This window comes from Alcaligenes sp. RM2, from assembly GCF_052931795.1.
Map to the genome: position 1 here is coordinate 577,528 of NZ_JBRFIO010000001.1, position 23,592 is coordinate 601,119.

Annotated in this window: 18 protein-coding genes; 13 read left to right on the forward strand and 5 right to left on the reverse strand. The window is 56.5% G+C overall.

The features are described 5' to 3' along the window. Positions 1-65: 65 nt before the first annotated feature. Positions 66-3,653, forward strand: a complete 3,588-nt coding sequence (locus tag ACU6HM_RS02650; protein WP_446763312.1) for a YhdP family protein — start codon at positions 66-68, stop codon at positions 3,651-3,653. Between the two features lie 94 nt (positions 3,654-3,747). Further along, the gene (gene bla / locus ACU6HM_RS02655; protein WP_009455933.1) at positions 3,748-4,623 is read left to right on the forward strand and encodes a class A beta-lactamase; all 876 of its coding nucleotides are present in this window, start codon (positions 3,748-3,750) and stop codon (positions 4,621-4,623) included. Between the two features lie 128 nt (positions 4,624-4,751). Here bla and gdhA read toward each other — a convergent pair whose 3' ends face one another. From gdhA to trxA, 3 genes are all read right to left on the reverse strand, one after another. Continuing rightward, positions 4,752-6,092, reverse strand: a complete 1,341-nt coding sequence (gdhA, locus tag ACU6HM_RS02660; protein WP_009455932.1) for an NADP-specific glutamate dehydrogenase — start codon at positions 6,090-6,092, stop codon at positions 4,752-4,754. Positions 6,093-6,233: 141 nt separating this feature from the next. Continuing rightward, the gene (gene rho / locus ACU6HM_RS02665; protein ID WP_009455931.1) at positions 6,234-7,490 is read right to left on the reverse strand and encodes a transcription termination factor Rho; all 1,257 of its coding nucleotides are present in this window, start codon (positions 7,488-7,490) and stop codon (positions 6,234-6,236) included. Between the two features lie 69 nt (positions 7,491-7,559). After that, positions 7,560-7,886, reverse strand: a complete 327-nt coding sequence (trxA, locus tag ACU6HM_RS02670; RefSeq protein ID WP_009455930.1) for a thioredoxin TrxA — start codon at positions 7,884-7,886, stop codon at positions 7,560-7,562. A gap of 233 nt (positions 7,887-8,119) precedes the next feature. Here trxA and ACU6HM_RS02675 point away from each other — a divergent pair, with 233 nt between their 5' ends. The 9 genes from ACU6HM_RS02675 to ACU6HM_RS02715 all read left to right on the forward strand — a co-directional run bounded on the left by ACU6HM_RS02675 (position 8,120) and on the right by ACU6HM_RS02715 (position 19,727). Beyond that, positions 8,120-10,081 (forward strand): DNA topoisomerase IV subunit B, encoded by a 1,962-nt coding sequence (locus tag ACU6HM_RS02675; protein ID WP_031231877.1) that lies wholly within the window; start codon positions 8,120-8,122, stop codon positions 10,079-10,081. 20 nt (positions 10,082-10,101) lie between these two features. Then, positions 10,102-12,411 carry a DNA topoisomerase IV subunit A gene (gene parC, locus ACU6HM_RS02680; protein WP_446763313.1) on the forward strand — a complete coding sequence of 770 codons (2,310 nt, stop codon included), beginning with the start codon at positions 10,102-10,104 and terminating at the stop codon, positions 12,409-12,411. Positions 12,412-12,471: 60 nt separating this feature from the next. After that, positions 12,472-13,506 carry a CDP-6-deoxy-delta-3,4-glucoseen reductase gene (locus ACU6HM_RS02685; protein ID WP_009455928.1) on the forward strand — a complete coding sequence of 345 codons (1,035 nt, stop codon included), beginning with the start codon at positions 12,472-12,474 and terminating at the stop codon, positions 13,504-13,506. A gap of 37 nt (positions 13,507-13,543) precedes the next feature. Beyond that, positions 13,544-14,797 carry a D-amino acid dehydrogenase gene (locus tag ACU6HM_RS02690; RefSeq protein ID WP_226348393.1) on the forward strand — a complete coding sequence of 418 codons (1,254 nt, stop codon included), beginning with the start codon at positions 13,544-13,546 and terminating at the stop codon, positions 14,795-14,797. Between the two features lie 7 nt (positions 14,798-14,804). Next, positions 14,805-16,118 (forward strand): extracellular solute-binding protein, encoded by a 1,314-nt coding sequence (locus tag ACU6HM_RS02695; RefSeq protein WP_009455926.1) that lies wholly within the window; start codon positions 14,805-14,807, stop codon positions 16,116-16,118. Between the two features lie 103 nt (positions 16,119-16,221). Next, on the forward strand, positions 16,222-17,211 hold the full coding sequence (locus ACU6HM_RS02700; RefSeq protein WP_446763314.1) for a TcpQ domain-containing protein: 990 nt from the start codon (positions 16,222-16,224) through the stop codon (positions 17,209-17,211). After that, on the forward strand, positions 17,208-17,801 hold the full coding sequence (locus tag ACU6HM_RS02705; protein WP_446763315.1) for a hypothetical protein: 594 nt from the start codon (positions 17,208-17,210) through the stop codon (positions 17,799-17,801). Before ACU6HM_RS02700 ends, ACU6HM_RS02705 begins: the two co-directional genes overlap by 4 nt. A gap of 371 nt (positions 17,802-18,172) precedes the next feature. Beyond that, entirely contained in the window at positions 18,173-19,264 is a 1,092-nt protein-coding gene (locus ACU6HM_RS02710; RefSeq protein WP_446763316.1) for a hypothetical protein, read from the forward strand. Beyond that, positions 19,230-19,727 (forward strand): hypothetical protein, encoded by a 498-nt coding sequence (locus ACU6HM_RS02715; protein ID WP_446763317.1) that lies wholly within the window; start codon positions 19,230-19,232, stop codon positions 19,725-19,727. Before ACU6HM_RS02710 ends, ACU6HM_RS02715 begins: the two co-directional genes overlap by 35 nt. A 225-nt stretch (positions 19,728-19,952) precedes the next feature. Here ACU6HM_RS02715 and ACU6HM_RS02720 read toward each other — a convergent pair whose 3' ends face one another. Both ACU6HM_RS02720 and uraH read right to left on the reverse strand, forming a co-directional pair. Continuing rightward, a complete protein-coding gene (locus ACU6HM_RS02720) occupies positions 19,953-21,185 on the reverse strand; it encodes a urate hydroxylase PuuD (RefSeq protein WP_009455921.1) in 1,233 nt (410 codons plus the stop codon). Between the two features lie 58 nt (positions 21,186-21,243). Continuing rightward, positions 21,244-21,597: a hydroxyisourate hydrolase gene (uraH, locus tag ACU6HM_RS02725; protein ID WP_009455919.1), complete on the reverse strand. Its 354-nt coding sequence runs from the start codon at positions 21,595-21,597 to the stop codon at positions 21,244-21,246. 232 nt (positions 21,598-21,829) lie between these two features. Between uraH and ACU6HM_RS02730 the strand changes: the two genes are divergently transcribed. After that, the gene (locus ACU6HM_RS02730; RefSeq protein WP_035272249.1) at positions 21,830-22,558 is read left to right on the forward strand and encodes a GntR family transcriptional regulator; all 729 of its coding nucleotides are present in this window, start codon (positions 21,830-21,832) and stop codon (positions 22,556-22,558) included. 11 nt (positions 22,559-22,569) lie between these two features. Next, entirely contained in the window at positions 22,570-23,502 is a 933-nt protein-coding gene (gene puuE / locus ACU6HM_RS02735) for an allantoinase PuuE (protein WP_021446474.1), read from the forward strand. Positions 23,503-23,592 lie beyond the last annotated feature (90 nt).

Here is a 23,592-nt window from a genome sequence, read left to right on the forward strand (position 1 = left end):
ACTAGGCCGGAAATGACCGCATCTAACTATACTCGGGAATTGATTGCATGGTAGTTCGAGGGCTTGTGCGACTGGCGCTAGTGCTCTATTTTGCGCTGATGCTAGGCCTTGTCGGGCTACGTTACTTGCTCGTGCCGCAACTGGATAATCTGCGTCCCTATCTGGTGCAGAAAATCAGTGAGCAAACCGGCCTGCAAGTCCAGATCCAAGAATTAAAAGGCGACTGGAAGGGCTGGAATCCCCATCTTTCCGTGACAAACCTGTCGCTGGCAGAACCTGGGCAGGAGCCCATGTTGCAGCTGCCCAAACTGCAAGCCGATATCAGCTGGAAGTCCTTGTTCAGCGGCTCGCTGCAATTGCGCCAGCTGGATGTGCAAGGTTTGACGATCCCGGTGCGGCGCGACCCCCAGGGTCAGATTCTGGTAATGGGGCAGGTGCTGGATCTGAATGATGACAATGCCCCGTCCGAACCCGAAGCCTGGCAAGGACCGGTTCGCTGGTTGCTGGAGCAGCGCGGCATTCGCATTCAAGGTACGTCCTTGCAATGGCAGGATGATCTGCGTGGCGCGCCTGTCTTGAGTCTGCCGTCGATTGAATTGCAGATCGGTTACAGGCAGGGCTGGCACGAGGTCAATCTGGCGACAGCCTTGCCCGCCAATTTGGGCGAGTCCCTGGCTTTGGCCTTGCGTGTGCAGGGCAAGCGTCGTCTGCCCGAGAGTGTGGATGTGATGGACCTGCCCTGGGAACTGACGGTTCAGGCTAAAGGGGTGGATGCTCCTGCGCTGCGCCCGTGGCTGGATGTGCCTGTGGCCCTGGACAAGGGCTGGGTCGATGTGCGCGCTCAAGCCACTCAGCCTAAAGCGGCCCAGACCGTACAGATGCAGCTTGCCGCCCAGTTGCGTGATGTGGCCGTGCTTACCGATAGCGATGATCGCCTGCAACTGCAGCAAGCCAATCTGGAACTGGCGGGGGGGCTGAATGATATGCAGGCGCTGGCCCAAGGCAAGCAAAGTGGCGATGTGCAGTGGGCCTTGTCGATGAACAGTTTTGGTCTGCGTGTGCCGGATTTGTTTGCCCAGTATTTGGCTGTGGATCAGCTCAATGCTCAAGGCACCGTCCACCGGGATGAGCAGGCCAGACTGAGCGTCAGCAAAATGAATCTGGCTTTGCGTAATCCTGATCTGGATGCACAGTTAACAGGTAGCTGGCGCGAGGATGCCACGTTCGAGGCCGGTGTGGCTGACTGGCAGGGGCAGTTCAAGCACCTGAATCTGGCGGCTTTGGTGAATTACCTGCCTTTGACGGTCAATCCTCTGGCGCGTGAATGGATGCAGGCCGGACTGGTGCAGGGGGCGGTACGAGACGGGACAATCCGTCTGCAAGGCGGCCTGGATACCTTCCCGTATGGCTTGAGTCCGGAGGATGGCAGCTTTGAAGTGGCGGGGGCTTTGGATCAGGGAATTGTGGATTACCAGCCCGCCCGTCCCAAGCGGTTGGCCTGGCCGCGTCTGGAAGGCGTGCAGGGCAGCATACGCATGCATAACGACAATCTGGATATTGTGGCTCAGCAGGCGCGCATGCCGATTGCCAAGCAGCAGGATATCGTGCTGCGCGATATTCAGACTCACATTACCTCCTTGGAGCAAAACAGCTTTCTGAAGCTGGAAGGTCTGTCCCAGGCACCGGCGACCAGTTATCTGGCCCTGGTGCATCAATCCCCCTTGAATGCCTTGCTAGATGGCTTGCTGGCCGACAGCCGTGTCAAAGGGGATTGGACCGTACCGGTCAAGTTGCAGATTCCTTTGGATAATGCTGATGATGCCCAGGTACAGGGCCAAATCCAGATGAACAATGGCGAGTTTCAGTACATGCCTGAAGCCCCTTCGTTTACAGCGTTGAAAGGCGAGCTGACCTTTAGTGAAAAAGGCGTCAGTGCCCAAACCTTGACGGGCAAGATGCTGGGCGGTGATACCCGGATCAGTGGTGTGCTGGAGCCCGGCAAACCCGGTTTACGCCTGAATGGTGTGCTGACAGCCAAAGGTCTGGAGCAATACCTGGAATTGAAGGGCTTGCAGCGTTTGCAGGGTCAGACACCTTATAGCGTGTTGATGAAGCTGGACGCCAAGGGATCTTTTTCGTTTGGGGCCGAGTCGAACCTGACAGGTTTGGCACTGAATTTGCCTGAACCTTTCCACAAGCCTGCCGAGCGTGCGGCCAAACTGAAGGCGGATTGGAGTAGCGATTCCGCCGCCAAGATGGATCGGCTGCAAATCAGCCTGGAGGACAGACAGAGCTTTTTGCTGAACCTGCTGCATGCTCAAGGTTCCCGTGATGGCAGCTACTTTCAAAGTGGCAGCATGGGAACACCGGGATTGGTGAACTGGCCCCAACGCGGTTTTGAATTACATAGTCGCTATGACCGTATGGACCTGGATGCCTGGGAAATGGTGGTGGGGGAGTTTGGCCAGAATCTGGATGGCAGTCCTTTGCCCCCTTCGGCCCGCCCCTTGCTGCCTTTGCTGGAGCGGGTGCGTCTGAAAGCGGATCAGGCGTTTTTCAGAGGGCAACTGCTGGACCAGCTGGAAATGGAAAGCACGGAAGATGCCGCTGGCAGACTGTTTCTAAGCATGAAGGCCAAGCAGGCCGAAGGGCGTTTGCAGGCGCAGCATCAAGATGGCCGCTACACCGGCATGTTCAATGCCAACTTCTCCCATCTGTACATTGACAGTGGCAGGCCTGATTGGGCTTGGCCCGACGCCGACTTGCCCATGAATGACGACCTGCGTTTGCCCGCGATCTCGTTCAAGGTGGATGATTTGCAGATTCAGGGTGTTCGCTTTGGCAAGCTGGAAGCCAAGGGCAAGCCCGCTGGAAAGGGACAAAAGTGGACGTTGGAAAACATTTCTCTGAATGCCCAGGGTATGCAGCTGAATGGTTACGGCTCTTTGGCATTGAGTGGGTCGCAGCGTGGCCTGGAGTTGGTGGCAAACAGCCGGGTAAGCAATTTGGGACAGTTTGTGGATGTCAGTGGCTTGCTGACCGAGTCCATCAAGGATGGTGACGGCACGGTACAGGCGGCCTTGTTCTGGAGCGACTTCCCCTGGTCTTTTGACAAGCGCAACATCCGTGGCCAGTTCAATGTGGATTTGCGCAAAGGGCGCTTTATCAGCCTGAAGTCGCGCTCGGCCAAACTGCTGGAGCTGCTTAGCTTGCAGTCCATCTCGCGCTTGAGCCGTCTGGATCTGGATTTGTTTGGGGCGGTGAAACAAGGCTTTGCGTTCGATAGCCTGACCGGGCGCATGAATCTGTCGCAGGGCAAGCTGGAGCTGGATAATTATCAGATCAAGGGGCCGGCAGGGGCGATCAGCCTGAAAGGCTGGATTGATATCCGGGATGAGACGCTGGATTTGATTGCGGTGGTAGACCCGAATCTGGATATGAGCGGTGCGGCGATTGCAGCGTACTTTACTGTCAACCCGATGGTGGGAGTTGGGGCCTTGCTGACACAGTGGCTGATGCAGATTCCGATGAGCAGTCACCTGTCTGTCACGTATGCGGTAACAGGCAAGATGGATGATCCCCAGCTCAAAGAGTTGGCGGTCCCTGCTGTTGGTAGCGCGAAACAAGAGAAACAGCCTCGGATCGAGCCTTGATGGCAAGCGCCTCACCCAAACGATTCGCCTCGCTTGTTGTCAGGGTCGCAGCCAGGCTTTTCCGTGTTTTAACCCTTATGCAAAGGATAGGCCGATGAGCGCACAGAGACTGAAACAACTGGCAGCGACCTTGCTCGTGGCGAGCCTGCCTTTCCATGCGCTTGGAGCGCAAACGCATCCTGTGGCTCAGGCCGCACAAGCGGTCGAACAATCCTTGCAGGCCCGTGTCGGACTGGCTGTACTGGATACGACAGATGGGCAGTTGTGGCAATACCGTGCCGATGAACGCTTCCCTATGGCCAGTACCAGCAAGGCCTTGATCTGCGCGGCGTTGTTGGCCCGAGGGCCGGGTGCCATGAAGACCGCCTGGCTGGTCAAGGAAGAGGCCATTCAATCTTACGCACCGACGACAGAAAACCTGATAGGGCAGTATGTGCCAGCGTCGCAATTGTGTGCGATCACGATGCGCAACAGCGACAATACTGCGGCCAATGGGGTTCTGGAGATGCTGGGCGGGCCCGAAGCGATCACGTCCTTTCTACGCAGTGTAGGCGACATGGTGACACGCCTGGATCGCAACGAACCCAGCTTGAATGAGGCCAGGCCAGGTGACCCGCGTGACACCACTAGCCCGCAAGCCATGGTGCATACCTTGCAGAGTCTGGTGCTGGGCGATGCGCTGAAAGCCCCAGACCGAGATCGGCTGATTGACTGGATGACGCATAACGAAGTGGGTGGGCCTTTGCTGCGGGCCGGTGTTCCTGAGAGCTGGACCGTGGCAGACCGGACTGGGGCAGCGGCTTACGGCACTCGCGGTGTTGTGGCGGTGATGTGGCCCCCTGAGCGTGCGCCGCTGGTGGCTGCCGTCTACATCACGGAAACAAAGGCCTCCATGGAAGAGCGCAATGCGGCCATCGCAACGATTGGCAAGGCAATTGCAGCGGCTGTGGATCAAAAAGCTTCGCCGTAGCTGGTGTGGGGAAGGCGAGGGGCACGTTAAGAAAGTGTGCTTGGATGCCTGTATTGAAGCTTGGGATTTGCAGCATAAAAAAACCGCCTTGTGGGCGGTTTTTTTGACTACTGAGCAAGGCGCAAAACTTAATAAACGCCTTGATGACGCATGGCATTGGCGACTTTGACAAAGCCGGCAATATTGGCGCCGTTAACGTAGTTGATGAAGTTGCTTTCTTGACCATAGTTCACACAATTTTCGTGGATGTCACGCATGATGGAGTGCAGCTTTGCGTCAACTTGTTCGCGTGTCCAGCTCAAGCGCTGGGCGTTTTGGCTCATTTCCAGACCGGATACGGCAACACCGCCCGCATTGCTGGCTTTGCCTGGGGCATACAGGATCTTGGCGTGGATAAAGGCATCGACTGCATCCAGCGTGCTGGGCATATTGGCACCTTCGGCAACGCAACGTACACCGTTCTTGATCAGGATTTCAGCATCCTTGCCGTCCAGTTCGTTCTGGGTGGCGCAAGGCAGGGCGACATCCACAGGGATATGCCAAGGACGTTTGCCTTGTTCGTACAGCAGGTGATGTTGCTGGGCGTAATCGACCAGACTGCCACGCTGTACATTTTTAACGTGCATCAGGGAAGCCAGTTTTTCACGTGTAAAGCCGTCCATGTCCACCACGCAACCTTGCGAGTCGGAAACGGTAACGACTTTGGCACCCAGATCCAGGCATTTTTCAATGGCGTACTGAGCCACATTGCCCGAGCCGGAAACGGACACTGTCATGCCGTCCAAGGACAGCCCTTTACGTGCCAACATTTCCTGTACGAAATATACGGTGCCATAACCAGTGGCCTCAGGACGAATCAAACTGCCGCCAAAGCACAAATCCTTGCCGGTGAACACACTGGCTGCGCTGTTGGAGAGTTTTTTCATCATGCCGGCCATAAAGCCCACTTCACGCGCGCCCACGCCGATATCACCAGCAGGAACGTCGGTATCGGGGCCCAAGTGACGGTACAGCTCAACGATCAGGGCCTGGCAAAAGCGCATCACTTCGCCATCCGACTTGCCTTTGGGATCAAAGTCCGAGCCGCCTTTGCCGCCGCCCATGGGCAGAGTGGTCAAGGCATTCTTGAAGGTCTGTTCAAATGCCAGAAACTTCAAAATGGACAGGTTCACCGAGGGGTGAAAACGCATGCCGCCCTTGAAAGGACCGATGGCATTGCTGTGTTGAATACGGAAGCCGCGATTGACCTGAACCTGGCCACGATCATCTACCCAGGAAATACGAAACTGGATAGCACGTTCGGGTTCGACCAGACGCTCGAGCAGACCATGATCGGCGTACTGGGGGTTTTTCTCGATGAAGGGCCACAAGCTGGTCATGACTTCCCGAACGGCCTGCATGAATTCAGGCTGGTTGGGGTCGCGGGACTGCACTCTGGCTAGGAACTGTTCTAGAGAGATAGATTTCATTGCAAGCGAACTCTGTTTGCAATACTGAGATTTCGAGTAGAACTCAGCAGATTGAAAGAATGGATGCACGGGAATGCACCCGATCATACGCCCATCGCAAGCAAGCCTCTCGTATAGAGAGGCTTGCGCAGGATGTTCGATTTACTTCTTCATCATGTCGAAGAATTCGGAGTTGGTCTTTGTGGCCCGGATTTTGTCCAGGATAAACTCCATGGCTTCAATTTCATCCATCCCATGGATGAACTTGCGCAGAACCCAGACCTTTTGTAGAAGGTCGGGCTTGATCAGCAACTCTTCACGACGTGTGCCTGATTTGTTCAGGTTGATGGCTGGGTAAATACGTTTCTCGGCCAGACGGCGCTCCAGATGGATTTCGGAGTTGCCGGTACCTTTAAATTCTTCATAGATGACTTCGTCCATGCGGCTGCCGGTTTCAATCAGGGCTGTACCGATGATGGTCAAGGAGCCACCTTCTTCCAGATTACGGGCAGCGCCAAAAAAGCGTTTGGGGCGCTGCAGGGCGTTGGCGTCCACACCACCGGTCAAAACCTTGCCCGAAGCAGGGACCACGGTGTTGTAGGCGCGTGCCAGACGGGTAATGGAGTCCAGCAGGATCACCACGTCTTTTTTCAATTCAACCAGGCGTTTGGCCTTTTCAATGACCATCTCGGCCACTTGCACGTGACGTGTGGCGGGTTCGTCAAAGGTGGAGGCCACCACTTCGCCGCGCACGGTGCGCTGCATTTCGGTTACTTCCTCGGGGCGCTCGTCCACTAGCAGGACGATCATGATGGCCTCGGGGTAATTGGTCGTGATGGCGTGAGCCATGTGCTGCATCATCACGGTTTTACCGGATTTGGGGCTGGCCACGATCAGGGCGCGCTGGCCTTTACCGATAGGCGAGAAGATATCCAGGATACGGCCTGTGATGTTCTCTTCGCTTTTGATGTCGCGCTCCAGGCGCATGGGCTGGTCCGGGTGCAGCGGCGTCAGGTTCTCAAACATGATGCGATGTTTGATGGCCTCGGGTTGCATGCCGTTAACCTTATCAACTTTTACCAGGGCAAAGTAGCGCTCGCCGTCTTTAGGGGTGCGCACTTCACCTTCAATGGAGTCACCCGTGTGCAGATTGAAACGACGTATCTGCGAAGGGGAGATATAGATATCGTCTGTGCTGGCCAGGTAAGAGGTTTCTGGCGAACGCAGAAAGCCAAAACCATCAGGCAGGACTTCAAGCACCCCGTCGCCGAAAATCTGCTCGCCCTTTTTGGCGTGCTTTTTCATGATGGCGAACATCAGCTCTTGCTTGCGCAAGCGGTTCGCGTTGTCGATTTCCAGAGTGGCAGCCATTTCTAGCAGCTGCGAGACGTGCAGAGCTTTTAATTCGTTCAGGTGCATGGGAGTGGGGAAGGGCTTTCAGCAGCAGACCGCAGGCCAGCGAAGGGCCTGCGTGCGGTTAATCAGAGATTACAGGGAGCTGTCGAGAAACGCGCTAAGTTGGGACTTGGAAAGTGCACCGACTTTAGTTTCGGCCACTTTGCCGTCTTTAAACAGCATGAGCGTTGGAATACCGCGAACACCATATTGAGCTGGGGTGTCGGGATTTTCATCGACGTTGAGCTTAGCGATGATAACACGACCTTGGTACAGTTCGGCTGCCTCATCAAGCAAAGGGGCAATCATTTTACAAGGACCGCACCAGGCAGCCCAGTAATCGACCAGAACGGGAAGGTCGGCGTTAAGGACGTCAGACTCAAAGGAGGCGTCCGTGATGTGTTTAATGGAGTCGCTCATGGCTAGATACAAAAAAAGTGAGAATAACGAAAAACTATACGTGTGGCGTGACCTGAGCACAATGTATTCTACGGCCAATTGCGACGGTCTTGTTGCCAATTTTTGACAGGATACCATTGGGTCTGGTTGATAATGTGCATTCGCTGCGCAACGCGCGCCAATAAAGCGTTTCCCCACTGGCGCCTAACCACTCGTAAAATAGCGTTTTTCTGTACGATCTACCGGGAATCAAGTTGTCTACTACACGTTACGACGAATCTTCTATACGGGTGCTCAAAGGGCTGGAACCGGTCCGTCAGCGCCCGGCCATGTATACCCGCACGGATAATCCCCTGCATATTGTGCAGGAGGTCATCGATAACGCGGCCGACGAAGCCCTGGCTGGTTTTGCCCGCACACTGACTGTCACCTTGCTGGAGGACGGCGGCATACAGGTTGAGGATGACGGGCGCGGTATTCCTGTTGGCTTGCACCCTGAAGAAAATGCGCCGGTGGTGGAACTGGTGTTCACGCGACTGCATGCCGGGGGCAAGTTCGACAAGCTCAATGGCGGTGCCTACGCCTTTTCCGGCGGTTTGCACGGGGTGGGTGTGTCGGTGACCAACGCCTTGTCTCGTCGCCTGGAAGTGCTGGTCTGGCGCGATGGCCAGGCCAACGAGATTGTGTTTGCCGACGGGGAGCTGGAGCAGCCCCTGACCCAAACGGGCACGGTGGCCAAGCGCAAGACGGGTACCCGTGTGCGGGTCTGGCCCGATGCCAAATATTTTGATTCCGCCCAGATTCCCCTGGCCCAACTGACTCATATCCTGCATAGCAAGGCCGTCCTGCTGGAAGGCGTGACGGTGGAACTGGTGCAGCAAAAAACCGGCCAGCGCCAGCAGTGGCGCTACGAGGACGGTTTGCGCGGCTACCTGCAGGAGGAAATGGAAGGGGTGGAGCTGCTGGTTCCTCTCTTTGAGGGCCGCCAGTACGCCCCGCAAGATGACGATAATTTCTCCGCCGGCGAAGGTGCGCACTGGGTGGTGGCCTGGGCGCTGGACTCCAATATTGTGCGTGAGTCCTATGTCAATCTGATCCCAACCCCAGCTGGGGGAACACATGAATCGGGCTTGCGCGATGGCTTGTATCAAGCCGTGCGCAGTTTTGCCGAACTGCATAGCCTGATTCCCAAAGGCGTCAAGCTGCAGGCCGAGGACGTATTTGCCCGGGCCAGCTTCGTGCTCTCGGCCAAAGTGCTGGACCCGCAGTTTCAAGGGCAGATCAAGGAAAAGCTCAATAGCCGTGACGCCGTGCGTCTGGTCAGTGGCTATGTGCGCAATGCGCTGGAACTGCATCTGCATGCCAATGTGGATCAGGGTCGCAAATTGGCTGAAGTGGCGGTGCGTCAGGCTCAGGCCCGTACCCGTTCGGCGCAGAAGGTGGAGAAACGCAAGAGCTCGGGCGTGGCCGTGTTGCCCGGCAAGCTGACGGATTGCGAGTCGCACGATCTGGAAAGTTCGGAACTGTTTCTGGTCGAGGGTGACTCGGCTGGCGGTTCGGCCAAGATGGGCCGTGACAAGGAATTTCAGGCTATCTTGCCCCTGCGCGGCAAGGTTCTGAACGCTTGGGAGGTCGATAAGGACCGCTTGTTCGCTAACCAGGAAATTCACGATATTTCCGTGGCGATCGGCGTGGACCCGCACGACGCCCAGTCCGAGCCGGATCTGTCCGGTTTGCGTTATGGCCGTATCTGTATCCTGTCTGATGCGGACGTGGACGGCTCGCACATTCAGGTGCTGTTGTTGACGCTGTTCTTCCGTCATTTCCCCAAACTGATCGAGGCGGGCCACGTGTATGTGGCGCGTCCCCCCTTGTTCCGTGTAGACGTGCCTGCCGCTGGCAAACGCCCGGCCCGCAAGATCTACTGTCTGGATCAGGGGGAGCTGGACGCCATTCTGGAAAAACTGCGCAACGAAGGCATACGCAATGAATCCTGGAGCATCAGCCGTTTTAAAGGTCTGGGTGAAATGAGTGCGGAGCAGCTGTGGGATACCACCATGAATCCGGACACCCGCCGTTTGCTGCCTGTGCATTGGGGGGAGGATGGCCTGAGCGATACACAAGCCATGTTCACCATGCTGATGGGCAAGGGTGAGGCCTCGGCCCGCCGAGCCTGGTTGGAAGAAAAAGGCAATTTGGCCGATCTGGACGTCTGAGCCCGACTTAAGAGTTATTTATGGATAGCAATCAATTGGATTTTGAACCGGCGGGTTCGGACGATAGCATCACGCTGGCGACTTACGCGGAACAGGCTTATCTGGATTACGCCGTTTCAGTGGTACGTGGACGTGCCTTGCCCGATCTGACCGATGGCCAGAAACCGGTGCAGCGCCGCATTTTGTACGCGATGGATGCCATGGGTCTGGGTCCGACGGCCAAGCCTGTGAAATCGGCCCGTGTGGTGGGGGATGTGCTGGGTAAATATCACCCGCACGGTGACCAGGCCGCCTATGACGCCATGGTGCGTATGGCACAGGATTTTGTGCTGCGTTATCCGCTGGTAGACGGGCAGGGTAACTTTGGCTCGCGCGACGGTGACAATGCCGCCGCCATGCGTTACACGGAAGCACGTCTGACACCGTTCTCGCGTCTGCTGCTGGACGAGCTGGACGAAGGCACAGTGGACTTCATCCCCAACTACGATGGCAGCCAGAAAGAGCCGGTGACTTTGCCTGCACGCCTGCCCATCATGCTGCTTAACGGCGCATCGGGGATTGCCGTCGGGATGGCGACAGAGATACCTTCCCACAACCTGCGTGAAGTCGCCCAAGCCTGCGTCAGCCTGTTGCGCAACCCGAATTTGAGCGATCAGGACATACACGAGATCGTTCCCGGCCCGGACTTTGCGGGTGGTGGTCAGATTATTTCCGCCGCAGACGATATTGCGGCGGTGTACGCCCAAGGCCGTGGTTCCATCAAGGCTCGTGCCCGTTGGGTATTCGAGGAAATGGCCCGTGGCCAATGGCAATTGGTCGTCACAGAATTGCCGCCCGGCAGCTCCTCCCAGCAGATTCTGGAAGAGATTGAAGAGCGCACCAATCCCAAGGTCAAGGCTGGCAAGAAATCGCTGAGCACCGAGCAGCAGCAAACCAAAGCCTTGATGCTGAACATGCTTGATGCCGTGCGTGACGAGTCGGGCAAGCAGGCTGCGGTTCGCCTGGTCTTTGAACCCAAATCCCGCGCCATTGATCGGGACGAGTTCGTGACCACCTTGCTGGCGCAGACCAGCCTGGAGCGCAACGTTTCCATCAACCTGGTGTGTATTGATACGGATGGCCGTCCCGGTCAGCGTTCCTTGCGCCAGGTCTTGCTGAACTGGCTGGAATTCCGCCGTCACACGATGGAGCGTCGTACTCGCTACCGTCTGGATAAGGTCACCGACCGTATTCATGTGCTGCAAGGGCGCATGGTGGTGTACCTGAATGTGGATGAAGTCATCCAAACTATCCGCGAATCCGACGAGCCGCGTGCAGCCCTGATGGAGCGCTTTGATCTGAGCGAGCGTCAGGCTGACGATATTCTGGAAATGCGCTTGCGTCAGTTGGCGCGTCTGGAGGGCTTCAAGATCGAGAAAGAGCTGAAAGAGCGTCTGGACGAGCAGGAGTCTTTGCAAAAGCTGCTGGACGACCCCAAAGCCTTGAAGCGTCTAATGATTCGTGAGATTGAAGCAGACGTTAAAACCTATGGTGATGACCGTCGTACCCTGATTGAAGCGGCCGAGCGCGCTGTGCTGGAAACCAAGGTGGTTGACGAGCCGGTTACCGTGATTGTGTCGCGCAAAGGCTGGCTGCGTTCACGCCAGGGCCATGGCCATGACGCCTCGCAATTCAGCTTCAAGACCGGCGATGGCTTGCGCGATGCGCTGGAGTGTCGCAGTACCACGGACCTGGTCGCCATCGGCACCGATGGCCGGGTCTATACTGTTCCGGTCTCCAGTTTGCCTTCAGCGCGTGGCGATGGTCAGCCCATTACCTCCATGATTGAAGTCAGCCCCAGTGCGCCCATTGAGCATATTCTGGGGGCGCCTTTGGACCAGAACTACTTGCTGGCTGCCTGCGACGGCTACGGTTTTGTGGCTTCTCAGGGCGATATGAATACACGGCAGAAAGCGGGCAAGCAGTTTGTCACCGTCGAGGATGGCAAAAAGCTGCTCAAGCCCTTGGCCTTGCGCCCGGATGATCAGTACGTGGGCCTGCTCAGCGAGCAGGGACGTTTCCTGGTGGTGGACATCAAGGAGTTGAAAGTGCTGTCCAAAGGGGGGCGTGGCACGGTGCTGATCAAACTGAACGAGGGCGATACGCTCAGTCAATGGGTTGCCTTTGGTGAGGCGGGTCTGGCCGTCAGTGGAGTGAACCGCAAGCGTCTGTCGACCATTGTGATGGATCTGGACATGCTGGCCAATTATCTGGGCAAGCGGGCAGGCAAAGGCAAGGCCCTGTCGCTTAAAATGAACGACCCTGTGCTGCATCGGCCTGAAGAGTCCTGAATTTGTATAGCCGCCGGAGGCTGGCCCTCCGCCTGATAGATTTCTTTTTGAGTGTTGGATATGAGTTTCAAAGTCACGGTTCAGCCCAGCGGGCACAGTTTTGACGTACAGCCCGGACAGTCTGTGCTGGATGGCGCGCTCAATGCCGGTATTGTCTTGCCCTACAGCTGCCGCAATGGCACCTGTTCGTCTTGCCGTGGCAAGGTCATTGAAGGCGAATACGATGCAGGCCGTGCGCCCGAGCAATTGCTGAGCGAAGAGGACCGCGCTGCAGGTTACACCCTGTTCTGTCAGGCCAAGCCCAGCAGCGACATGTTGATCGAATCGCACGAAATTCGCATGGCGACTGATATCCAGATTCGTAAAATGCCGTCGCGCGTGGTGGGTCTGGAAAAAGTACGTGATGATGTGATGGTGGTGCGTTTGCAAATGCCATCGTCCGAGCCATTCCGTTACTACCCGGGTCAGTACCTGGAATTCATCCTGAAAGATGGCAGCCGTCGTAGTTATTCCATGGCGACACCGCCACGGGAAGACAATCAGGTTGAATTGCATATCCGTCACATGCCCGGTGGCGTGTTTACCGATCACGTCTTTGGTGCTGGTGCTACCGCCATGAAAGAGCGCGAAATTCTGCGTGTGGAAGCGCCTTTGGGTTCTTTCTTCCTGCGTGAAGACAGCGCTGCACCTATGGTGTTCCTGGCCAGCGGTACGGGTTTTGCTCCGATCAAGGCCTTGATCGAGCGTCTGATTCAAACCGGCAGCCAGCGCGAAGTGGCTTTGTATTGGGGCGGGCGTCGACCCAAGGATCTGTACCAGTCCGAACTGGCCGAGAAATGGGCCAGCGAACTGCCTAACTTGCGTTTCATTCCGGTGATTTCCGACGCTCAGCCTGAAGATGGCTGGACAGGTCGTACGGGCTTTGTGCACCAGGCGGTACTGGCTGATTTGCCGGATTTGTCGGCCTGGCAGGTGTACGCCTGTGGCGCGCCGGGTATGGTTGAAGCAGCTCGCAAGGACTTTGTGGAGCAGGCTCAACTGAATCCGGACAATTATTTTGCAGATGCCTTTACGTCGCTGGCAGACGTCAAGTAAGCGTCTTGATCAATAGCTCAACAAGCGGACAGTACACATGAAAGTAGCAGTTCTGGGCAGCGGCATTATTGGGGTATCAACTGCCTGGTGGCTCAGCCAGCAAGGTTGTGAGGTGGTGGTCGTGGATCGGGGAACCGGTCCCGCGCAGGAAACCTCGCGTGCCAATGGCGGGCAAATCTCGGTCTCGTATGCCGAGCCCTGGGCCAACCCGAAAATGCCGCTCAAACTGCTGAAATGGTTGTTGCAGGACGATGCTCCCTTGTTGTTCCGTCCGCGTCTGGACCTGCGCCAGTGGCGCTGGTGCCTGTCTTTCTTGCGAGAGTGCCTGCCGGGGCGGGTTACGCCCAATGTGCGCGCGCTGGTGGCCATGGCGGAATACAGCCGCAGCACGCTCAAGCAATTGCGTCCCAGCCTGGATTTTGATTATCGCCATCAGGAAAAAGGCATCATTACGTTTTACCGGGATGCCCAAAGCCTGGACGACTCCCAGCAAATGGCCGATGTCATGCGAGATATGGGAGTGGACCGCCGCATCATGAGCGTGGACGAACTGGTGCAGCTGGAGCCTGCCCTGGCATCGGCGCGCGGCCAGATCGTGGGTGGCGACTACACCAAAGATGATGAGTCGGGCGATGCCAATCAATTCACCTGCGGTTTGGCGGCCATGGCCAGGCGAGCCGGAGTGGAATTTCGCTTTTCTACTCAAATCACCCGTTTGCTGACGGCCAAGGGCCGAGTGGTGGGGGTCGAGGTCATAGGCGCGGATGGTGCGTACGACTCCATACAGGCAGACGCCTTCGTGGTGGCCATGGGTAGTTTCAGCCCTACCGTCCTGCAGCCGCTGGGAATTTCCTGCCCCGTTTATCCGGCCAAAGGCTATTCGGCCACCTTCCCGGTGCTGGTCCCCGAGGGCGCGCCTACTGTCAGCCTGACAGATAAAGATCACAAACTGGTTTTTTCCCGCCTGGGCGATAGCCTGCGGGTTGCTGGAACGGCCGAATTGTCGGGCTATACGCGTAGCTTGAACCCCGCCCGCTGTCAGGCTTTGTTAACGCATGTGGCTGATCTGTTCCCAAGCGCATTGGATTTTGATAATGTTCATTTCTGGTCAGGACTGCGTCCTGCCACAGCATCAAATGTCCCACTGATAGGCCGATCCTCCATTCCCAACCTGTACCTGAATACCGGGCATGGCACCTTGGGGTGGACCATGGGCATAGGCTCTGGCCGAGCCTTGGCGGACCTGGTCATGGGGCACAAACCCGAACCTGAATTTCCTTTTTTATCTTGAAGGATGTATGAAAAATCTACGCGGATTACTGTTGAAACGTGGTGTTATGGCTTTGGCGATGGCAGCGGGTGGCTCAGCCGCTTTGCTGTTCGGGTCGACCGCCCTGGCAGCCGTTGATATTCAGGTCTGGACCGCTTTGAACTCGCACAATCAGGACGAGTTCGAACGCTTGGTTCGGGATTTCAATCGTAGCCAGAGCGACGTCAAGGTGTCGGTCAAGGCGCATGACACAGAAGCCTCTTTGGAGCAGGTCATGCAAGCGGGCAAGGATTTGCCCAATCTGGTGCAGTTAGGCGAGATGTCCGGCCTGGACGAGGTCGCCGACCGCTCCTACATCATGCCCATGCACACCTTGCTGGCTCGGGAAAAAATGGACAATGTGTCCTGGTTCCTGGCCTCGAATTCCTTTGTGCGCAATGGCCGTGGCCAATTGCAAGGCTTCCCCTACATGGCCGAAATTCCGGTCATGTACTACAACCTGGAAGCGTTTGATAAAGCCAAGATCGAGCCTCCCGTGCCCAGCCGTGTCTGGCTGGACTTGCAAGCTCAACTGGTTGATCTGGCCAATAAAGGCTCGCGCCGTTGTCCTTTGACCTCCGACCAGTCTGTCTCCATCAACCTGGAGAACCTGGCAGCGGTTAATAACCAGATTTACGGTCTGGCACCCGGACCCAAGGTTAAAGGCAAAGTGGGCTTTGATTTTGACGTGATGTATATCCGTCACTTGTCCATGATGATCAGTTGGGTGAAATCCGAGCTGATGGTCAAACCCGGCACCTTGCCCGAGTCGCCCCAGCGTTTTGCCAAGGGTGAATGTGCAGTCATGTTCTCCAACTCCGGCCATATCGGTGAGTACAGCGACACGCGCGGCCTGAAGTACGCTGTGACTGGTCTGCCTTACTACCCTGAAGTCACCCAAACCCCCGGCAAGCCTTTTGTGACCGGCTCGGCGCTGTGGGCGGTGAAGGGCCATAACGCTGAACAGAACCAGGCTTCGGCCCGCTTCATCAGCTGGTTGGCTCAGCCAGAGAACGCCGCTCGCTGGTATCAGAAAACAGGCTTTTTGCCCGTCAGCCGCGAAGCCTTTAATGCCACGGGTAGCGACTACTACAAGGACAAGGGCGACTGGATGCACCTGGTGGGCGCCTACAGCAGCGGTACATCGGGTACAGCCAAGGGCAACTTCCGGAACTACCGCCAGATTCGCGCCGTGTTCAACCAGAGCCTGGAAAGCGCGCTGGACGGTCAGCAACCTGCCATGACGGCCTTGCGTACCGCCGCCACGGAAGCCAACCGACTGGTGGCTCAGAAAGGACGCTGATTTATCTGTGCGTACAAGCCGATCTGGCGGCTTGAGCGAGCATCCTTGAAGATAAACCCCATGCCCTTGACGGGACATGGGGTTTTTTCTTTGGGTGCTCGCAATGCGTTTTCTTGTCCGTTTCTGCGTCTTGCTGATGTGTGGCCTGGGGTTGTCTGCCTGTCAGACCAGTCAGGGGCCTGATGGCCTGTTGGCTGATCCGGGAACACGCGTCTTTAACTTCGATTGGCGCTTGTCTGGCGACCCTCAAGTCGGCCCTATGCAGGTGTTTGATAACGGCAGGCGTATCTGGCTGCATTTTGCACCGGAGCAGATGCTGCCAGCGGTGTTGGGGCGCAGGAATGGACAGGAAACGCTGCTGTCTTTGAAGCCCTTGGGGCAGTTTCAAGTGATTGAAGGCTTGTGGACGGAGTTGATATTTCGGGCCGGACGAGCACAGGCGCAGGCTAGTTTAGGGCGCAAGAGTGCCCATGCTGAGGGTGCTGCAGCATTTGACGTAGAGGCATCGGATGCCTTGCCACAGGACCGTAGCCAACAGAAGGATCAGCTGCAAGCCCGGGCCAGTCTCTCCCAGCGTGGTGATTCTTTACCAAGCCATTTCCCATCAAGTCGTTCCGATATCCGCTCTCCCGAGCAAAGTGGTCTGTTTTCTGGAAAGCCTGCGCCAGATCGGATGGCGGCTCAAGTGAAGGAGGGCGAGGCTGCTCTCGGGAACGTGTTGCAGACACAAGCCTTTCAAGCCCGTTCAGAGTTGCTGCCAGTCTCAGCTCCTGGTGTGGATGCACAGTCCATTGCAGAGCCTGTTTTTGAACTGCGAATCAAGGATAGAACCTTGAGGCAGGCATTAGTCCGATGGGCTAAGCAAGCGCAATGGGTTTTTGCACCTGAGCATTGGACTTTGGAGGTTGATTTCCCTATCAAGGCGGCGGCTCGCTTTGAGGGGGACTTTGAGACTGCTGTGGCTCAGTTGTTGGCGGCTGCCCAACTGAATGCTCATCCTTTGCAGGCCTGTTTTTACTCAAATCAGGTGCTCAGGATTCTGGCTTGGCCGCAAGCCTGCGATCCCAGCGCTTCGCCCGAGGGACAGTCATGAATTATCTCTGTCTCTTGCTTTTGCCACTGATTGCGGCTTGCAGCTTGCAAACAGCAGGGCAGCATGTTGATCAGGCATGGCTGGATGATGCCGTGGTGTTGGATGGCAACAGTCCATCCTCCGTGGCCCATGCTCAGTCTGTCGACAAGCCCTGGTTGCTGGGGGCGGCCGTGCCTTTACGAAAACCGGCTGCCTTGCCAGCGGCATTGCGCTCCAGACAAACCTTCAGTTTTTCTTTGGAAGCGCCTTTGCCCGATCTGGATGAGCTGGCGCGTCGTTTGTCTTTATTGTCTGATCTGAGCGTTTTCATTAGCCCGCAGGCTCGTTTGCCTTTAACGCACTTCCCGTCACGAACTGTTGGGCAGGAGGGGGCGGAATCGAATCGGCAGGGAGGTCTGATTTTTGAACAACTGCGTTTGTCAGCCTTGTTGGATCAGATTGCAGCGGTATATGGCCTGAAGTGGCGGTATCAGGCAGGTCGTATTGAGCTGTATCGCGATGAGAGTTCTCTGGCTTTGGAGCAGCCGTCTGGATTGCGACAAGTGGACGGGTCAGGGGCAGGGAACTTAATTGGTCGGGGTGTGAAATGAGTTCTGTCTTGCCTGAGCGGGAGTACTGGTTTGGGTTGCAGTGGGTGGATGCCGGGGACGGTATGCGGCGGACTCAAAATCGTCGGATGAAGAGATCGTATTGGACTTGCTTGATGGGAGTGAAAGCGGGGCTGAGAGAACAGGTACGTAAGCAAACGGAAAGGCAAATAGAAGAACTACAACAAGTACAGGAAAAGACTGATGAGGATGTAGCAGGACAACGAGCAGGGCAAATGGCAGGGCAGGCAATGGCTTGGGTTCCAAGTTGTTGGCTGAACAGCCGGAGGACCCAATCTGTCTTGCGCTTGGCCCAGAATGGGCCTTCAAGAGCCAGACTAACGCGAGTTCAGGCCTATTCTGCGGCTGCCTGTATGGCTGCCCACCACCCTCAGGACGCAGTTTTTCTTTTATGGACGGTGGCTCCTGGCCGTTTGTGGTTTCTGGTGCTTGAACATGGTCAGGTGATGGAAGGTAGCGATTGCCTCCTGGCTCAGATCGGGCAAGTGCAGACCTTGCGGCGGGCCATGCAGGCGCGTTATCCCTCTATACGTGAACTGCGGCAACCTGCTGATTTATGGGTCTGTCTGGAACAGGGCAGAAGACCGCAGGGCCGTATGCTGCGCCAGCCTGTCAGGCGTGTTGGTGGGTGTGAAAAGATCCCGCTTCGTCTGGCGGTTCTTTCTTTGCTGGTGTTGGCTACGCTTGGAAGCGTGTTCTCCCTTGATCTTCGGGCTCGCTTGGCTGCCATGGCGTCTGATTGGGAGCAAAGTCCATCACAGGAAGAGCATGGTTTGACGAGTATTCAATCTGTGTTGGGCTTGATTGAGGAGCTTCCTGCCCAGGGGGCAGACTGGCAATTGCAGCAGGTGGATTGTCGCCGTCAGGCCGGCTTGTGGGAGTGCAGGGCACATTACGGGTTTGAGGATGTGCAAAGTTTTAGTGCGGCCATGAATAGCCAGATTCGTGAGCCGAATGTGCTGGAGTTCACCGGCTTGGGGCAGGGGGCTTTGAGTATCCGGCGCGGGTATCAGACATGGATTCCTCAGCTCTTGGAAACGAAAGATCAGACGCGAATGCCAACTGCGGCATCTCCAGGTTTGCATGCCAAGCTGGCGGCCGTGCAGCCTGCTTTTATGCGCTTGTCATTGAGCCCCGCTCAGTGGGGTGAATCCTCCGACGAAAATGAGCAAACAAGGGCAGGCGTGTGGCGCCGCTCCTGGCTCAGTCAATCACCCCTGCGTTCGGTGTATTTACTGGCGGCCCAGCTTCCTGAACTGCACTGGGAGCGTATGAGCTTGTCATTGAACTCGCGGTCCTACCCCTCGCTGCTGGGCAGCGCTTTTATCGTGGAGCTGGAAGGCTATGTTTATGAATCTGCGCAGCGGGATCTGGCTGATCAGGATCTGGCCGATTACATGCAGACCCCTTTTGAGCATTCTGTTTGGTCTGACGCTGATGTTTAGTGCACCGGCTTGGGCGATGGAAACCATGGCGACGATAGTAAGGGAGATGCTGTTGCTGGAAGCCGAACAGGCGCGGCAGAACATGTCGTCCTGCTTGAGGACACCACAGGAGCAAGAGGGGGCGAGTCAGCCTGATGTGGCCAAGATCAAATCCAGTAAGCCCACCCCTGCATTGAAGTTGAAAGCGATCTATGGAAAAGACACCCAGTTGCTAGCCGAAGTGCAGCATGAGCAGCGTCTGCTCCTGTTTCAGCAAGGACAGCTTTGGCCGATAGGGCGTGAGCGAGATAGGTCCATGCGCCTCTTGTCTTTGAGTAGTCGCTGTATTGAGCTTGAAATCAGGCAAACCCAGGCTCAAGCTGCGCAACCGCAACCGCAACCGCAACCGCAACCGCAACCGCAACCGCAACCGCAACCTGAACTGCAATCCATCAAACTATGTTTGCCTTCCAGGCAGGGTTAAGTGTGACAGGACTTCTGCGATTCGCAGGAGTCCAGGCCTACTGCTTTCCAGGTTTCACGCCTGATTGTTCTTGAGTCAGCAAGGCCGTGGGTTCGTGCAGCAGCAGACCAGACAGGCGGCTTCATAGACCCGAAGCAAGAAAAAACCCCGACATGATTTTCATCATATCGGGGTTGGAAGTTACTACGGAGCTTGTCGCTCGTCAGGCTTGAGCCTTGTTCTGCATTAGTCGCGGGTACCGCTCCAAGCGGCAATGGCGGCACGCTCTTCGTCGGTCATTTGCGTCATATTGCCCAAGGGCATGTACTTGGAGTGCACCACGGTCTTGACCTGTTCGGCGTGCAGTACCGTGTTGTCGATGGTATCGAGCAACATGCCGGCAGGGGCAGCCGTAAAGCCGAAGTCGGCATTGGGCTTGACCGCGTGACACTGAACACATCGTGCGTCCATGATTTCCTGGACACGGGCAACACTGATTGTTTCCGCACCGTTGGCAGCTTCAGGTGCACTGGCAACTTCACCCTTCAAGCTGGCAGGAGCCGCCAGGTAACCCACGATCAGCAGCAGCACAACACCGGCAGCCGGGTAGGCAGGCTTTTTGATGCCAGCGTGCATCAGCACGAAGTATTGACGGATCAGGGCACCGGCAAAGATGAACAGCACCATGATGATCCACGCATTGGGGTTGTTATACGTGAACGAGTAGTGGTTGCTCAGCATCAGCAGCAGGACAGGCAGCGTGAAGTAGGTATTGTGTACCGAACGCTGTTTGCCGCGCTTGCCATCCAGAGGGTTGGGCGCCTGACCGGCTTTCAGTGCCTTGACCATGCGGCGCTGACCGGGAATGATCCAGAAGAACACGTTGGCCGACATGCTGGTGGCCATGACAGCACCCGTCAGCAAGAACGCAGCACGACCCGAGAAGATGTGGGCGCTCAGGTAAGCCACGACCACCATCATGATGGCTACTGCCACGCTTAGCAGGCCGTCGCGGTTCATGTTGGGGCTGATCAGGCGGCACAGGCCGTTATAGACCACCCAGCCCAGTACCAGGAAGGCAATGGCCATGACGTTGGCCTGAGTGCCTGTCATTTGGGCCGCCCATTCCCAGGGACTGTTGGGGTTGACCAGATAGAACTCGGGCTTGGTCAGGTAGAGCAGGGCGAACAGGAAGAAGCCGGACAACCAGGTGGTGTAGGACTTCCAGAAAGACCAGTGCAGGTCATCAGGCAGTTCAGCCGGGTTGGTCAGGTATTTCTGGTTGTGATAGAAGCCGCCGCCGTGGACAGCCCACATCTCGCCAAACACACCGCGTTTCTTGCTTTCTTCGCCTTTGGGCGGTTTCAGGCCATTGTCCAGCATCACAAAGTAGATGGACTCGCCGATCCAGGCGACAGCCGCAATCACGTGCAACCAGCGCAACAGCAGGTTGCCGTACTCAAGTAGGTAAGCGTACATAAAGATCTCGTATCAGAGTGGTTTCGTATAGAAGCGAAAAGTCGACTTGGATACGCGATCAGCTGCCGCGATAGGTAGACCAGGACCAGGGGGTCACGACCAGAGGTACGTGGTAATTGGCATTGGCATCAGCGATACCAAAGCGAATGCCGACCTGATCCACAAAGCGTGGCTCGGGCAGAGCCACACCGCTGGCGGCAAAGTAGTCACCTGCATGGAACACCAGTTCAAAAACGCCCGTGTGCATGGCCTCGCCTTGCAGCAGGGGCTCATCACAGCGACCGTCGCTATTGGTGTGAGTGGTTTTGATCAGAGTGCGTTGATCGTTTTCGATGGAATAAAGATCGACGCGCACGCCGCTGGCTGGGCGTCCTTGAGTCGTGTCAAGGACATGGGTTGATAGCTTTCCCATAAATGTCTCCGGTTTATGGTGATCAAAAAAGGTCCAGCGAGCCCAGTTTTGAGAACCGGCCGGGGGCCAACGGTGCAAGGATCAGTGCGCTGGGTTGAGGCCCCGAAACTGTCGCTCTGTTTGAGGAATCAGATTGTCGACAATTTATGTTGACGATTTTGTCGGGGTACCGAATAATTGTCAATAGTCAATAACGAGAAATTCTATGCTTCAGATACGGCGGCAAGAGGGGATGAGCAGTGAATCCCAAGCGCCCAGCGCCTCCTCGCTGCTAGAGGGAGGCATGGCAGATAGCGAGGTCGGGCGTGTTTATAGCCAGATCTTTGATGCGGTCGTTGACCGTCGTCTTTTGCCTGGAACCAAACTGACGGAAGCCACGCTGTGCACGATTTTCGAGTGCTCGCGGGCGACCGTTCGTGCGGCGCTGGCTGCCCTCGAACACGACAAGATTGTGGTTATCGAGCCCAATCGTGGCGCTTTTATCTGGAAGCCGACGGCCAAGCAGACACGGGATGTGTTTGAACTGCGACGAGACCTGGAAGCGCTGATTCTGAAAAAATTGATCAGCTACCCGGATCTGCCGGAGCGTCTGGCTGGCCTGTATGAAATGGTGGAACGTGAACAGCACGCTTTTGAACACGGCGACCGCATCAGCTGGTTGCGCCTGTCCAACGCGTTTCACGTGATGCTGGCGCGCTGCGCTGGCAACGATGAGTTGACCGAGCTGATGCATACCTTGTGCGCCCGCACCACGCTCATCATTGCCTATCACGACACACCGGGCGAACAGGCTTGCTCGTTTTACGAGCACAAAGAGATTTTGGACAAGCTTAGTCAGGGCGACGCCGACGGCGCGCATCTGGCTATGCATCATCACTTAAGTGATTGTGAACATCGCATGAGCGAAGCGGGTGATGGCAGTGCTGCTGATCCTTGGCTGGCCCTCAGCGTAAAACGCTAAACGGAGACGGTATGTCCTTGAGTAAGTACCCTCGTGACCTGGTTGGTTACGGTAAAAACGTGCCTCATGCACAATGGCCTGATCGGGCGCGCATTGCGGTGCAGTTTGTCTTGAACTATGAAGAAGGCGGCGAGAACTGCGTTTTGCACGGTGATCCGGGCTCTGAACAGTTTCTGTCCGAAATCATTGGTGCGGCGGCTTACCCGGACCGCCACCTGTCCATGGAATCCATTTACGAATACGGCTCGCGTGCCGGTGTCTGGCGGATTCTGAAAGAGTTTGAGAAACGCGGTTTGCCCATGACCATTTTCGGTGTGGGTATGGCGTTGGAGCGTCACCCCGAGCTGGCACAGGAATTCGTGCGCCTGGGTCACGAAATTGCTTGCCATGGCTACCGCTGGATTCACTACCAGAACGTGTCCGAAGAGGTGGAGCGCGAGCATATGCGCCAGTGCGTGAAAGTGCTGACGGACTTGCTGGGCCACCATCCCGAAGGCTGGTACACCGGCCGTGACAGCCCCAACACCTTGCGTCTGGTGGCAGAAGAAGGCCAGTTTCTGTACAGCTCCGATTACTATGGTGATGATCTGCCGTTCTGGACCGAGGTTCAACTCAGTGACAATACGGTCAAGCCGCAATTGATCGTGCCTTACACCCTGGATAGCAATGACATGCGCTTTGCGGCTCCTCAGGGCTTTAACACCGGCGACCATTTCTTCTCCTACCTGAAAGACGCGTTTGACGTGCTCTACGAAGAAGGTGAAGAAGCCCCCAAGATGTTGTCCATCGGTTTGCATTGCCGTCTGATTGGCCGTCCTGGCCGCTTCCGTGCCTTGCAGCGCTTCCTGGATTACGTGCAATCGCACGAGCGTGTCTGGGTTTGCCGTCGTGTGGATATTGCCCGTCATTGGGCCGAGCATCATCCCTATCAGCCCAAGGCCTGATCGAGGCAGGGCCTGGGTTCATGCCTCCTGGCCCGTCAGGACGACATCCTGAATATGAGCAGGGTGCCTTCACATTCCGACTCGCCAGGG

Bases quoted from the DNA above. Each gene is read 5' to 3' on its own strand.
- bla (WP_009455933.1), top strand. From the start codon at position 3,748: ATGAGCGCACAGAGACTGAAACAACTGGCAGCGACCTTGCTCGTGGCG.
- gdhA (WP_009455932.1), bottom strand. From the start codon at position 6,092: ATGAAATCTATCTCTCTAGAACAGTTCCTAGCCAGAGTGCAGTCCCGC.
- rho (WP_009455931.1), bottom strand. From the start codon at position 7,490: ATGCACCTGAACGAATTAAAAGCTCTGCACGTCTCGCAGCTGCTAGAA.
- trxA (WP_009455930.1), bottom strand. From the start codon at position 7,886: ATGAGCGACTCCATTAAACACATCACGGACGCCTCCTTTGAGTCTGAC.
- parC (WP_446763313.1), top strand. From the start codon at position 10,102: ATGGATAGCAATCAATTGGATTTTGAACCGGCGGGTTCGGACGATAGC.
- ACU6HM_RS02685 (WP_009455928.1), top strand. From the start codon at position 12,472: ATGAGTTTCAAAGTCACGGTTCAGCCCAGCGGGCACAGTTTTGACGTA.
- ACU6HM_RS02690 (WP_226348393.1), top strand. From the start codon at position 13,544: ATGAAAGTAGCAGTTCTGGGCAGCGGCATTATTGGGGTATCAACTGCC.
- ACU6HM_RS02695 (WP_009455926.1), top strand. From the start codon at position 14,805: ATGAAAAATCTACGCGGATTACTGTTGAAACGTGGTGTTATGGCTTTG.
- ACU6HM_RS02700 (WP_446763314.1), top strand. From the start codon at position 16,222: ATGCGTTTTCTTGTCCGTTTCTGCGTCTTGCTGATGTGTGGCCTGGGG.
- ACU6HM_RS02705 (WP_446763315.1), top strand. From the start codon at position 17,208: ATGAATTATCTCTGTCTCTTGCTTTTGCCACTGATTGCGGCTTGCAGC.
- ACU6HM_RS02710 (WP_446763316.1), top strand. From the start codon at position 18,173: ATGGCTGCCCACCACCCTCAGGACGCAGTTTTTCTTTTATGGACGGTG.
- ACU6HM_RS02720 (WP_009455921.1), bottom strand. From the start codon at position 21,185: ATGTACGCTTACCTACTTGAGTACGGCAACCTGCTGTTGCGCTGGTTG.
- uraH (WP_009455919.1), bottom strand. From the start codon at position 21,597: ATGGGAAAGCTATCAACCCATGTCCTTGACACGACTCAAGGACGCCCA.
- ACU6HM_RS02730 (WP_035272249.1), top strand. From the start codon at position 21,830: ATGAGCAGTGAATCCCAAGCGCCCAGCGCCTCCTCGCTGCTAGAGGGA.
- puuE (WP_021446474.1), top strand. From the start codon at position 22,570: ATGTCCTTGAGTAAGTACCCTCGTGACCTGGTTGGTTACGGTAAAAAC.